Here is a 12,428-nt window from a genome sequence, read left to right as displayed (position 1 = left end):
ATTATCTACTCATCGAAATTTACAATTGGTTTGTTTAATTTGAGTGATTTCTCTCTGGCACGGAGGTCATTCCATAAACTCAGGCGTGATGACTTCCCTGCCAACTGTCCGTTTTTTGATTTCATAAGCCAAAGATTGCGACCATTAAAACTGTATATCGGTAGCAGATCGCGACGACTCGACGCGGTTTTAATCTCTGGGTTGATATTGTCCAATATCACGGGCTCGGCACTGGGTGTTGAGTAGTACGCAAGAACCATGTGGAATTGGTTCAGAGTGATGGCTTTAACATACACCAGTCGGAGTTTCTTATCTGAGACTCCTAATTCCAATAAAGAGAAATACTTAGCAATGGTAAAGTCTTCACAATCCCCTGCGTTACTGCCTAGAAATTCCAGTGGTGTTGCCCAATAGTCGTTTTTCCCCCACAGCCTATCGTCGTTCACGAAATTAAGCTGATTAAAAAACTGATTCACTTGGGTCAGCTTTTGTTTTTCTGACAGGCTCTTATAGCGTGCCATTTCTGTTCGCCAAGTGGTTACTCGTTTGGCTGCGCGTTCTCCATAGACACGGCCAACCGCTTCTACAAGTCGTTGTTCTTTGCTGTTTAGCGCCATCGAAGCGCTAGAGCTAAACAGTACTAAGCCAGCAATTGTCGCGTACTTCATGTGTTGGGCAATTCGCGACATTACTGTTTTAATGTTGGCGCCCAAATTACTCTTTAAGTGCATTGGTTTTGGCGCTAAGGATTGGTTTTAGTAGATAATTCATAACAGTGCGTTTGCCGGTAATGATGTCAACCGATGCCGTCATACCGGGAATGATAGGGAGAGAATTATCTTCGCTTAAGCTCGTTTCTGAGGTGCGGACTCGAACCAAGTAAAAGCTGTTGCCTTCTTCATCGGTCGTGGTATCTGCACTGATGTGTTCAAGCACCCCTTCAAGGCCGCCATATTTCGTGAAATCGTAGGCGCTAAATTTCACGATGGCGTGTAAATCAGGACGAAGGAAAGCGATGTCTTGTGGGGCGATTTTCGCTTCCACTAGAAGTGTGTCTTCACTCGGAACGATCTCAACGATATCCATACCCGGCTGAATGACACCACCGACGGTATTGATGTTTAGGGTTTTGACTGTGCCGGTAACAGGTGAAATAACCACGGTACGATTCACACGGTCTTCTAATCCCACTGTGGATTCTGTCATTGCGGATAGGCGGTCTTGGGCTTCGTTGAGTTTCTCTTGTTGCTCAGAACGGAACTTCTGTGCCGCATCAATACGGCTTAGCATTGATTCTCGGATTGCTGACTTAAGCACAGGTACTTTCAACTCACTTGAAGTCATTTCACGACGAGTATCGTTGACTTGGCGTTGCAGCTTGAGCAGTTCAATACGCGGTACGACGCCTTCCTCTGCCAGCGGGCGAGTGATATCTAGCTCTTTGCGCGCAAAGTTATAGCTGCTGCGCAGGTTTCTTACTCGTGCTTGAATCTCGACCAAGTCTTGTTGTTTTTGCTTAACTTGTTGGTCAATGAGAGAAATTTGGTTACGTAAGTTATTCAGGTCTTGGCGATATTCAGCTTGTTGGCGAGCGACAAGTTGGGGTTTCTTCTCTGCAAACTCGAGAGGGAAGGCCAGTTTGCTGTAATCGAGAATGACGTTTTTCTGCCAGTTATTGGAGTCAAAATCTTCATTGATGGTGACGCTGGTGAGTGATGCCGAAAGCTGCAATACGCTGGCGGTTAAGTTGGCGACTTGCTGTTCACGCTCACGAAAGTCTGAACGAAAGCGAGTATCATCGATAAGCAGTAACTGTTGGCCTTTTTCAACGACTTCGCCTTCACGAACGAGAATCTCTTTGACCAATCCACCTTCTAAATTCTGCACAACTTGAATTTGGGAAGAAGGCACAACTTTGCCTTGTCCGACGGTGACTTTGTCGATCTCTGCCCAAGACGCCCAAGCCACTGCTATGATGAAAAATAGCAGCATCAGCCAAAGCATGATACGCGCACTGCTTGGCGTATTTAAAAGTAAGGCGGCAGTTTTATCATCTACGTAGTCGAGCTCGTTGTTATCGAGACGGTCGTAACTGCTTTTACTCATTCGTCTATCCTATTAAATACGAAGGTATTTGTTTGATTTTATTACCTTAACACAGCTATGTTAAGAAGTTGCTATTAAAACGTTGTCCTGTAATTGAGAATTCTGAATATTGAAGGGTGACGAGTTTCATAATCATTAAGATAAGTTTAGACGCTAAATCAGAAAGGGTATTGAGTTATCAATAATATGCGCGCACAATCACCAAAAAAATGTGCAGGAGATGAGATGGAACTTGAAGATATTCGCCGCGAATACACGCAAGGCGGCCTACGTCGTAAAGATTTGCTGAAAGATCCTATCGATCAGTTTAATTTTTGGTTACAACAAGCAGTGGATGCGAAGTTGATGGATCCGACGGCCATGACAGTCGCGACTGTGGATGAGACGGGTCAGCCATACCAACGCATCGTATTACTTAAGCACTGTGATGCTAGCGGATTTGTTTTCTATACCAACTTGGGTAGCCGTAAAGCGCAGCATATCGAGCACAATGCAAAAGTGAGCTTGCACTTCCCTTGGCATAACTTGGAAAGACAAGTCAATATTGTGGGTGTTGCTGAAAAGCTCACTGCCGCTGAAAACTTCAAGTATTTTGCTTCTCGTCCAAAAGAAAGCCAAATTGCCGCTATTGCGAGTAAGCAAAGTAGCCGAATCTCGGCGCGTGGTGTGTTAGAAGGTAAGTTTTTAGAATTAAAACAAAAGTTCGCTAACGGCGAAATTCCTGTGCCATCTTTTTGGGGTGGCTACCGAATTCGACCTACCAGTATTGAGTTTTGGCAAGGTGGCGAGCATCGCTTGCATGACAGGTTCTTGTACTCTCACGATGATGACAAGTGGGATATCGACCGACTTGCACCATAGAATCAAAAAAACGCCGCTAACTTAGCGGCGTTTTTTATAGGCATTATTTAATGATCAAACGCAGTCGTGTGACTTTAGTGATTCGGTTCATTATGCAAAATGACGGACAGCTGTTTTTTTAACAGAGATTGCGGAATGACCGAGCCGTAGCCTCTTTCTAAAGCGAGATCGATTAAGTGGGCTTTGCTGTGCGCACCAAACTTCGCTCTTAAACGAGCTACATAGCTTTCTAAGGTTTTTATCGAGATATTCATTGCTGATGCTATGTAGATCGGTTTCTTTCCATACAGCAGCAGAAATAATGCTTCTTGCTCACGCTGAGTGAGTTTTTCTTGTGCGTGTTGCAGGTGAGTGCTGTTGGCGAGTTGGCAAATGTCATCTAAGCCTGTCGCGCGACATACCCAGTGTCCAACTTCCAGAATCGCGGTTTCGGTAAGGTCTTGCCCATAAAAGATGCTGCCTTGTATCTTGCCATGTTCATCTAGCCATGGCTTTTTGGTAAATATGTGCGCATGCCAGCTACCGTCGGGGTAGGGGTGGATATCGAGTACTTTGAGTGAGCGACCAGTTTGGACGACGTATTGATCTTGCTGTTGAAAGTCTTTGGCACAGTTTGCCGTCTGGCACGGGACATCATTGTCGGCTTTGCCAATCAGTTGCTCTACCGTGTCAAAACCGACTAAATTGGCGTAGGCGAGATTGGCGCAGACGAATACAGAGTTGAGGTCTTTGCATCCCCAGTAGCCCGGTAGTTGGGCCATCAGTGAAGAGAGGTTTTGGTTCATACCGTTCTTCTCTTTTTATAATAGTTATAGATATGATATCAGAGGCTTATAGTTTAAGTTATTCAAGAACTTGAGGAAATAAAAAAAGCCAGATATCGCTAGATATCTGGCAAAAACAAGAATAGTTCTTGTCGACGTGTAGAAGAGGTTCTATGACTCAGCGAGGGTATGCTGAGTATAGACGCACCAACAATCGATATTGGTACCGAGTTCTGATGCTTTCATTTCAGAACTCAGAACAAAGGTTACCGAGAATTTTGGGATCAAAAAAGGGGGGAATTCCCCCCTAATTATCTAAAATGGTTCGGTTTTAGTTGATGTCGCGTACTACCCTAAAGCCGACATAGTTCGCTGCGCTCGAAGACGATAGATATAACCTTTCGTGCGCCACTGCTTTAGATGGCGAGAAGTTCCATGCGCCACCTTTAGTGATGCCTTGCGAGCTGTCCGTCCACTGCCAAACGTTACCTACCGTGTCGTAAATGCCAAGTGGGTTAGCTTTAAAGGCTGTAACTGGAGAGGTACTCACATTTGACCAAGGAGAGCTGCTCCAACCGGTATTGGCATTGCTAGCAACAAAGTTGTCGCCCCACCAATAATTGGTTTGGCTACCAGCACGAGCCGCAACTTCCCACTCGTCTTCACTTGGTAGTCGGTAATGGGCACCTGTTTGTTTGCTTAGCCATTTTACGTACGCTTGAGCATCGTTTTGGCTAATACATACTACAGGTGCATGTGGCGACTGTTTAAAGCCAGGATTGCGCCAGTAGCTCTTTTCAACCGCAGTCACTTCGCCAGCAACAATAGCGGTACAAGTGTTTTTAAGCTCTGCATCTGTTTGGTAATCGGTTTGAGCAACAAACTGTTCAAACTGACTGACCGTGATTGGTGTCGCCCCCATTCCGAAAGCATGATCAAGGGTAACTTGATCGGATGCGTGTTCGCCAATTAAGTAACGACCCGGTAAAACGGTGACAACTTGCGGTGCTTTATTGCCACTCTTTAGCAAATCTGCGAAGCGATCACCTGCACGCAGTGGGTTGGCTTTTTGTTTGAGAACGGCTTTTAGATTGTGGTCAGATTTGATGGTGAGATTTTGGTCAAAACTGTTGTAACCATCTTTATGAATCTGAATATTGTGCTGACCGACAGGGAGCATGATCTCTACTGGGGTACTTCCGTAAGCAACACCGTCGACAAATACGCTGTCATTGTATTGGTTCGAGCGAAGCGACAAGGTTACCCAAGCAATTTCTTTTTCATTGTCGAATTGATCGCCAGAGGTATAGCCCGGAGCGAAACAGTATTGTTTATCAACCCCTAATAGGTGACAAGCTGCGGTATCGTTAGGACGCGCTTCAAGCTCTACATCCATAATTGCACGGTAGCGTTCGCCGTCGTAGAAACCAGATTGTGACGTAGAGTGGCGCAGTACATGAATGTTAAGTGGTGTTTTGCTGGCATTCGCAACCACTACTTCAGATTCTGTTGTTTGGGCTAACAATTCGCTTTGGAACTGCTTAACCGCCTTTTGTAGCGCAAGCTCTTTGGTCTGCCCATCACACTGCGATAGGGTCATGTTTGCTTGACAGCGATTGGTGAAGCTAACGTTAATTTGTTTGGCTGGTTCAAGCTCATCGTTTAAGCGAGCAACGCGCGCACGAATTTTGACTTCATCAAATTCAGCGATGGTTTGCTCAATCGCTGTTACAGCGGCTTTGCGCTTGCTCAGCTCAAGCTGACCTTCCTCTAGGCTTTGCGCCGCAGATAGCTTGTCTGATTGGCTCGTTTTCAGCGCGTTCCATGCACCTTGGTAAACCGCTTGAGTAGACGCAATATCGACGCTTGGATCATCAATCATGCGTTTGTAGTCAGAGTCGAGTTGTTTTTTGGCTGCAGCAAATTTATCGCTCAGTTCTGCGCTGATACTGTTGGTTTTTTCTAGCTCGGTGGTGAGACGAGATACGGTAGTCTCTTGTTCATCAAGAGCTTTGCGGGCTTCTTTCAGTTCAGTATGCTTGGTGAAGAGTTGATCATCAATCGCCACAACAGAGGGTGCTGTGTCTTCAGCAAACGCAGTCGTGCTCATGAGGCAAGGAGATAATGCCAGCAGGAGAGTGGATAAACTTGTTCGCATCTTAGTCTTTCTACATCTTAAATTGGGTTAATTGACCTATTCTAAACGAAAACGCCACTTTGTCTTAAGTTATCGTTGTAACTTAGAAGCAAAATGGCGTTTTCGTTCATCTTTGTGAATTAGCTCGTTTTTATCGCATAGGTTATGTTTGACTTAACCTTCGGATTTTGAGCGAAGTTTCACCCAAACTGTATCGTTTTGGTTAATCGTCACTTCGCGGTTGTAGGTTTGGTAACCTTGCTTAGTCACGGTAACTTGGTGGATACCTTTTGGCAGTAACACTTCAACTGGTGTGCTACCGTAATCAACACCGTTAATTGTAACGGAGTCGTTGTACTGATCAGAGCGAACGGTCACGCTCACCCAGTTTTTATCTTGCTTCTTTTCTTGTTGTGCCGTTGAAGCGTCTTTTAGACAGTAACGGCTAGACACGTTAAGAAGTTTACATGCTGCAGTCGCTTCTGGCTTCGCTTGAAGCTGAGCCTGCATTTCAGTGAAGTAACTGTTGTTGCCTTCAAAACCAGAACGCATGATTTGGCTATCTTGCACGTGAACATTTAGCTGAACACCTTTCGCGTTTTGTTTCGCGATATTTGATTCAGTTAGGCTGTCCATCAACTTAGCCTTAAATGCTTTAACGGCTTTTTGCTTAGTTAGGTATTGGCCTTGGCTTGTACATTCACCTAAAGTCATTGTCGCAGAACAACTTGTTTTAAAGCTTGTTTGCATTACATCGCTTTCGCGTAGTTCAGCTTCAAGGCGTTTAATACGAGCTTCTACTTTTTGCTCTTCTAAGTATGAGAACTCAGAAGAAAGGCGTGCTTGCTTCTGCTTTACTTGAGAAAGGCGAATTTCACTTTCAGTGATTGATTGCTGGCTTTCAAGTAGTGCAGTTTGGTTAGCTTTAACTGCACTCCAAGCATCTTGGTAAGCTTTTTGGAAACTCACTAAATCAATATCTGGATCTTCTAAAAGACGGCTATATTGTTTGTCCAAAGCAGATTTAGCTCGATTACGCTTTGCGTTTAATTCGCTTTCATCGCGCTTAAGTTTGCCGTGCTCGTTTTGCAGTTGTTGGTAACTGTCAGCTTCTGCATCGTATTCTGCAGCAAGGTTGTTCATTTCTGACTGTTTACTACTTAATTTGTTATCGATAGCAATTACAGGATCCGTTGAGTTTGCACTCTCTGCAACTACCGATGTCGATACCCAAAATGGGCTTAGCGCAAGCAAAAGCGCGGGGATGCGACGTGTTATCATAAGTCTCTACAACAATTAACGTTTAAATTCACTAAAGTAAGAACAATCACAGACAAATTTTTGACAGTCCATTGGTTTTCTGCCATCAACAAGTGTCTACTATCCTTTATAGCACTCTGGAGGATAAGACTATCATAACTTTATAAAAATAAATCCAAAGTACCACGCATTATTTTGGGGAGTTCACGGAAATAAGCAAGTAAAGAATGACATTTCCTATCAGGTAATCGGCTTAGGAGTGACATCAGCCGTAATTTATGTGCACTTGATCATTCTTCCGGTAGGAAAATCTTCACTTTTGCGCTGATTTGCAAAAGAGATTTGAACAGTTTGTTGAAGTAATTTATGCATTTTCATGCGTATTGCAGAAATTTTCGAGATCAAACGAGAATTGGTATACCATCAAACTTCTTTTCTATGATCGCCTAATAGGAACGCTATGAGCGACGCAAAGACACCACCAATTGACCTTGATATGTCCAAAATTTTGTCACCCAAACCTGCTGAGTTGGTGACTCTGCCTTCTTATATGGATTGCCATGATCACAGTTATACCCAAATCGTGATTGGTTTAAGGGGACAAGCGGAGTTCGAAGTAAGTGGTTACGGCAATTTAGTTGGGCCGGGGCAAGGTTGTGTCGTGACATCGGGCTCGGGGCATGCCTTTGGTGGTGTGGTAGGTCAGTCGGATATTTTGGTGTTGAACATGCCAACGCCAGACAATGATGACCCTTTGATGCTGCAGCGCTTAAATGAGCTTAATCAGTCTGAAACCTATTTTCAATTAGACGGACAGATCCAAAAGTTAATTCAAATGCTGGTCGCAGAGATGCAAGCTAGCCCCAATGACCTACTGTTAAGCCGCGCTTGTAATGACACCGTGATGGCGTTGCTTAATCGTCATATTTCGGCGTTATCTTCTCGACAGAAAGAGTCCCGTTTCGACTTAGAAGCCATCGACCGTTACATCGAACAGCATCTCACGCATAAAATCTCAGTGGCTCAGTTGGCAGGTAGCGTGTTCTTGGGCGAAAGCCAATTTCATATGCTGTTTAAAGAACATATGGGGATCACGCCTCACCAATATGTATTAAACAAACGTATCGATAAAGCGAAGAAGCTGATTGAGCAAGGGCAGTTTACGCTAGGTAAAGTGGCTGAGCTGACTGGGTTCTCAGGCCAGAGTACCTTCACGCACAGTTTTTCTCGCTTGCAAGGCGTATCGCCGTCACAGTACAAGAAACAATTTGGTTAAAAAAGAAAACAAAACTAATCGATAATTTTGTTTATTGTGATGTGATCATGTTTTTATTTTGTTAAATATCGAAGTTTTTAGCAAATAATCCGGAGTTTTTGACAAGTATTCCTCGTGCACTCAAAATACACTGCAAGCCATTGTAGGAAACCTGCACATTTGTCAGGTGTGAGATTGAGGAAAACGCATGTTTACAGCAACCGATGTGTTAAGTGCTGATTTTGTTGAACAGCCACTCGACCAACTTTGGGCGTTGATCTCTCCACTTTATATGGTGGATGAATCCCAATGGCTGAAACAATTACTCCCTTTGGCGACGCCAAGTGATGCTGAAAAAACGCTCATCACAGATAAAACCACGCAGCTTATTCAAGCTATTCGCGCAGATAAGAAGTCGATTCAAATGATAGATGCCTTGTTACTTGAGTACAGTCTCGATACTCAAGAGGGCATTTTATTGATGTGCTTGGCTGAAGCATTGATGCGTATTCCAGATGCGGCAACCGCCGATGCTTTAATACGCGACAAACTCAGTGTCGCGGATTGGAAATCACACCTGAAAAACTCGGATTCAGTTTTCGTCAACGCGTCTACTTGGGGCTTGATGTTGACGGGTAAAGTGGTGGGTTTATCTGAACAGCAATCCCCAAGCCCAACTCAAGCGGTCAATCGTTTAGTCAATAAGATGTCTGAGCCGGTGATCCGCAAAGCGATGCATCAAGCGATGAAAATCATGGGGCATCAGTTTGTATTGGGTCGTAGCATTGCCGAAGCGCAGAAGAACGGTAAGGCGATGCGCGATAAAGGGTTTACCTATTCTTACGACATGCTGGGTGAAGCCGCTCTTACCTCTGGCGATGCGAATAAATATTTCAAAGATTACTTGATGGCTATTGAAGCGGTAGGTCGTGACAAATATGGCTTGGACACAAGCCCTGCGCCTTCTGTATCTATTAAGTTGTCTGCGCTGCATCCTCGTTATGAAGTGGCGAATGAAGCGCGCGTACTGACCGAGTTGCATGACACCGTTATACAATTGCTTACTCGTGCAGTAGAGCTAGACGTGGCAATCACCATTGACGCAGAAGAAGCGGATCGCTTAGAGCTGTCATTAAAATTGTTTGAGAAACTATATCGCAGTGATGTGGTTAAAGGTTGGGGTAAGTTTGGCCTAGTAGTGCAAGCCTATTCCAAGCGTGCGCTACCTGTGTTGGTCTGGCTCAATGGTTTGGCCAAACAGCAGGGCGATCGCATTCCAATGCGTTTGGTGAAAGGGGCGTATTGGGACAGTGAAATTAAGTGGTCTCAGCAAGCGGGTTATGCAAACTATCCGGTTTACACTCGCAAAGAAGCGACAGATGTTGCTTACCTCGCCTGTGCCCGTTTCTTATTGAGCGAGCATGTAAAAGGCAATATCTTCCCGCAGTTTGCTTCTCATAACGCTCAAACCGTGACTTCAATTGCGGTAATGGCGACGCATAAAGAGTTTGAATTCCAACGTTTACATGGCATGGGCGATTCGCTTTATAACCACGTCATGGAGACTTATAAACAGTCAGTCCGTATTTATGCACCAGTAGGAAGCCATAAAGATTTGCTACCGTATCTGGTTCGTCGACTGTTAGAAAATGGCGCGAACAGCTCGTTTGTTCACCGTTTAGTTGATGCTCGCTGTCCAGTTGGGAGCTTAACTGTTCACCCTATTGATAGCTTGCTTGCCTATGAAAGCTTAAATAATCGCAGTATTCCTCTGCCGCCGGATGTCTTTACAGAACGGAAAAACTCAGCGGGAATCAACGTTGATATAGAAAGCGAAGCTCGCCCATTTGAGGCGCAAGTGGAAGCTTGGCTTACTCGTCAATGGAACGCTGCGCCAATACTGAATGGTCAGCTAAATACCGAAAGCATGATCAAGGATAGTTCGCATGTTGAAACTGTGACTGCCCCATATGATCGACGTTTGCAGGTCGGGCGTGTTGCGATGGCAAACCTTGATCATGTTTCCGTAGCCATTAATGGCGCACAGGCAGCACTCAGTGCTTGGCAGCAGACATCTGCCAACGAGCGCGCAAGCAAACTGGATAAGCTGGCAGATTTGCTAGAAGCAAACTTGGCTGAATTGGTGGCACTGTGTCATCAAGAAGCGGGCAAGACTATTCATGACAGCATTGATGAGGTGCGTGAAGCGGTTGATTTTTGTCGTTACTACGCCAAACAAGTTGAAGCCTTGGGGTCATTGGCGGTAACGGGCTTTGATGGACAGGTTCGTCAGGTATCACGAACGGGTCGTGGCGTATTTGTTTGTATTAGCCCTTGGAATTTCCCATTGGCTATCTTCCTTGGCCAAGTGAGCGCCGCATTGGTTGCCGGTAACACTGTTGTTGCTAAACCAGCAGAACAAACGAGCTTAATAGCCCACCGAGCGGTAGAGCTAATGCTAGATGCGGGTTTTGACAATGGTGTGATTCAACTATTGCCAGGTCTAGGCTCTGACATTGGTCATGCTTTGACCTCTCATCCGGCGATTGCCGGAGTCGCCTTTACGGGCTCGACGGCGACTGCCCAATTGATAAATAAAACCTTGGCCGAGCGTGAGACTGCGCCAGTACCGTTTATCGCAGAAACGGGTGGTCAGAACGCCATGATCGTTGATAGCACTGCGTTACCTGAGCAAGTAGTCCGTGATGTGATTCGCTCAGCTTTTGCTTCCGCAGGTCAACGTTGTAGTGCACTGCGCGTGCTGTATGTACAAGAAGATATCGCAGATCGAATCATCGCTTTGATTCAAGGTGCAATGCAGGAGCTTTCGGTCGGTGTCCCACATCTTCACTCAACCGATGTGGGCCCTGTGATTGATCAAAAAGCGAAGCAGAAACTGCAAGCGCATATTGAGCATATGAGCACCACGCAAAAGACCATCACCCAACTCAACCTACCAGAGACTTGTGTCCATGGTGATTACATCGCGCCATCCGCATTTGAAATTGATGACATTGCCTGCCTAACCGAAGAGCAGTTTGGCCCAATTTTGCATGTGGTTCGTTTCAAGGCCAATCAATTAACTCAGGTGGTAGAGCAAATAAATCAGACTGGCTTTGGTTTAACCATGGGTGTTCATAGTCGTAATAAAACCACTTATCGCTGGATAGAAAAACACGCACGCGTGGGTAACTGTTACATCAACCGTGACCAAGTTGGTGCGGTGGTAGGCGTACAGCCATTTGGCGGTCAAGGATTGTCGGGTACCGGGCCGAAAGCGGGTGGCCCTCATTATCTCTATCGCTTTACTCAAGCAACGTACAACGCAGAGGAGAAATAATATGGTTCATCAAGTGATTCGTTTTTCTGATGCGTTTTCAGCTTGGGAAAATTGGAACCTAACCGATTTTGATTCGAAAACCGAAGCTCTGTTATCGGTCAAAAACATTTTGGCGCAAAGCCAACCAAAGCTGGGTGCAGTGATTGGTTTTCACCTAGAGCAAGCGAGTGCTTTGTTGGCACAAACTCATCAGTTGGTTGGCCCAACTGGTGAAACGAACGAACTTTACACCGCTGGGCGTGGTGTTGCTGCCATTATCGTCGAGCAAACTTCAGATAACGCCCAACTCGCGGCGATGGCGCAGATTACAGCGGCACTCGTTGCTGGGAACAGCGTGGTGATTTGTTCAGACGATCAGGATTTCACAGAAAACTTGGATGCTGCTTATCAGCAGTCTTCTTTACCAACCAATCTTATGCAATTTACCTCTTTTGATGCCTTTCAGCAGGTATTGGAATCGGATGTGCGTAGTGTGGGATGGGTTGGTTCAACTAAGGCGGAATTAAGCCTTAATCGACAATTGGCAACGCGTACAGGTGCGATTGTCAGTTTGGTTTCAGAAACGGATCTTGATGCACTCAATGTGGCTCATGATTCGCATCTGTCGCTTCGGTTTATTACCGAGCGAACGAGAACAATAAATATAACAGCAGTGGGTGGAAACGCGACCTTGTTAGAACTTGGGACCGATGCTCACTAACCCTG

General features: G+C 45.3%; 9 protein-coding genes. 4 read left to right on the top strand and 5 right to left on the bottom strand.

Features of this window, described 5'->3' with window-relative positions; all coding sequences use genetic code 11:
- Nucleotides 1-5 precede the first annotated feature (5 nt).
- Together OH461_RS11680 and OH461_RS11675 are read right to left on the bottom strand one after the other, a co-directional pair.
- Nucleotides 6-668, bottom strand: a complete 663-nt coding sequence (locus OH461_RS11680) for a transglutaminase-like cysteine peptidase (RefSeq protein WP_270020833.1) — start codon at nt 666-668, stop codon at nt 6-8.
- A 46-nt stretch (nt 669-714) separates the two neighbouring features.
- Nucleotides 715-2,106, bottom strand: a complete 1,392-nt coding sequence (locus OH461_RS11675) for an HlyD family type I secretion periplasmic adaptor subunit (RefSeq protein ID WP_270020792.1) — start codon at nt 2,104-2,106, stop codon at nt 715-717.
- Between the two features lie 225 nt (nt 2,107-2,331).
- Here OH461_RS11675 and pdxH point away from each other — a divergent pair, with 225 nt between their 5' ends.
- Nucleotides 2,332-2,967: a pyridoxamine 5'-phosphate oxidase gene (gene pdxH / locus OH461_RS11670; RefSeq protein WP_270020791.1), complete on the top strand. Its 636-nt coding sequence runs from the start codon at nt 2,332-2,334 to the stop codon at nt 2,965-2,967.
- Between the two features lie 74 nt (nt 2,968-3,041).
- Here pdxH and OH461_RS11665 read toward each other — a convergent pair whose 3' ends face one another.
- The 3 genes from OH461_RS11665 to OH461_RS11655 form a co-directional block, all read right to left on the bottom strand.
- Nucleotides 3,042-3,752 (bottom strand): helix-turn-helix transcriptional regulator, encoded by a 711-nt coding sequence (locus OH461_RS11665; protein ID WP_270020790.1) that lies wholly within the window; start codon nt 3,750-3,752, stop codon nt 3,042-3,044.
- A 310-nt stretch (nt 3,753-4,062) separates the two neighbouring features.
- Nucleotides 4,063-5,889 (bottom strand): SUMF1/EgtB/PvdO family nonheme iron enzyme, encoded by a 1,827-nt coding sequence (locus OH461_RS11660; protein WP_270020789.1) that lies wholly within the window; start codon nt 5,887-5,889, stop codon nt 4,063-4,065.
- 153 nt (nt 5,890-6,042) lie between these two features.
- Nucleotides 6,043-7,149 carry a PEGA domain-containing protein gene (locus OH461_RS11655; RefSeq protein WP_270020788.1) on the bottom strand — a complete coding sequence of 369 codons (1,107 nt, stop codon included), beginning with the start codon at nt 7,147-7,149 and terminating at the stop codon, nt 6,043-6,045.
- A 439-nt stretch (nt 7,150-7,588) separates the two neighbouring features.
- On the opposite strand from OH461_RS11655, the gene OH461_RS11650 reads away from it, so the two are divergent.
- The 3 genes from OH461_RS11650 (at nt 7,589) to OH461_RS11640 (ending at nt 12,423) form a co-directional block, all read left to right on the top strand.
- Complete coding sequence (locus OH461_RS11650) at nt 7,589-8,404, top strand: AraC family transcriptional regulator (protein WP_270020787.1); 816 nt, start codon at nt 7,589-7,591, stop codon at nt 8,402-8,404.
- A 187-nt stretch (nt 8,405-8,591) separates the two neighbouring features.
- On the top strand, nt 8,592-11,723 hold the full coding sequence (gene putA, locus OH461_RS11645; protein ID WP_270020786.1) for a bifunctional proline dehydrogenase/L-glutamate gamma-semialdehyde dehydrogenase PutA: 3,132 nt from the start codon (nt 8,592-8,594) through the stop codon (nt 11,721-11,723).
- Nucleotide 11,724: 1 nt separating this feature from the next.
- Nucleotides 11,725-12,423, top strand: coding sequence for a 1-pyrroline-5-carboxylate dehydrogenase (locus OH461_RS11640; protein WP_270020785.1), 699 nt, complete (start codon nt 11,725-11,727; stop codon nt 12,421-12,423).
- Nucleotides 12,424-12,428: the final 5 nt, after the last annotated feature.

Source organism: Vibrio sp. LaRot3 (genome assembly GCF_027587025.1).
Taxonomy (GTDB): Bacteria; Pseudomonadota; Gammaproteobacteria; order Enterobacterales; family Vibrionaceae; genus Vibrio.
This window is presented reverse-complemented; position numbering and strand designations above follow the sequence as displayed.

Excerpts from the sequence above, each read along its gene's own strand:
- OH461_RS11680 (WP_270020833.1), bottom strand. The coding sequence starts at position 668 with ATGAAGTACGCGACAATTGCTGGCTTAGTACTGTTTAGCTCTAGCGCT.
- OH461_RS11675 (WP_270020792.1), bottom strand. The coding sequence starts at position 2,106 with ATGAGTAAAAGCAGTTACGACCGTCTCGATAACAACGAGCTCGACTAC.
- pdxH (WP_270020791.1), top strand. The coding sequence starts at position 2,332 with ATGGAACTTGAAGATATTCGCCGCGAATACACGCAAGGCGGCCTACGT.
- OH461_RS11665 (WP_270020790.1), bottom strand. The coding sequence starts at position 3,752 with ATGAACCAAAACCTCTCTTCACTGATGGCCCAACTACCGGGCTACTGG.
- OH461_RS11660 (WP_270020789.1), bottom strand. The coding sequence starts at position 5,889 with ATGCGAACAAGTTTATCCACTCTCCTGCTGGCATTATCTCCTTGCCTC.
- OH461_RS11655 (WP_270020788.1), bottom strand. The coding sequence starts at position 7,149 with ATGATAACACGTCGCATCCCCGCGCTTTTGCTTGCGCTAAGCCCATTT.
- OH461_RS11650 (WP_270020787.1), top strand. The coding sequence starts at position 7,589 with ATGAGCGACGCAAAGACACCACCAATTGACCTTGATATGTCCAAAATT.
- putA (WP_270020786.1), top strand. The coding sequence starts at position 8,592 with ATGTTTACAGCAACCGATGTGTTAAGTGCTGATTTTGTTGAACAGCCA.
- OH461_RS11640 (WP_270020785.1), top strand. The coding sequence starts at position 11,725 with ATGGTTCATCAAGTGATTCGTTTTTCTGATGCGTTTTCAGCTTGGGAA.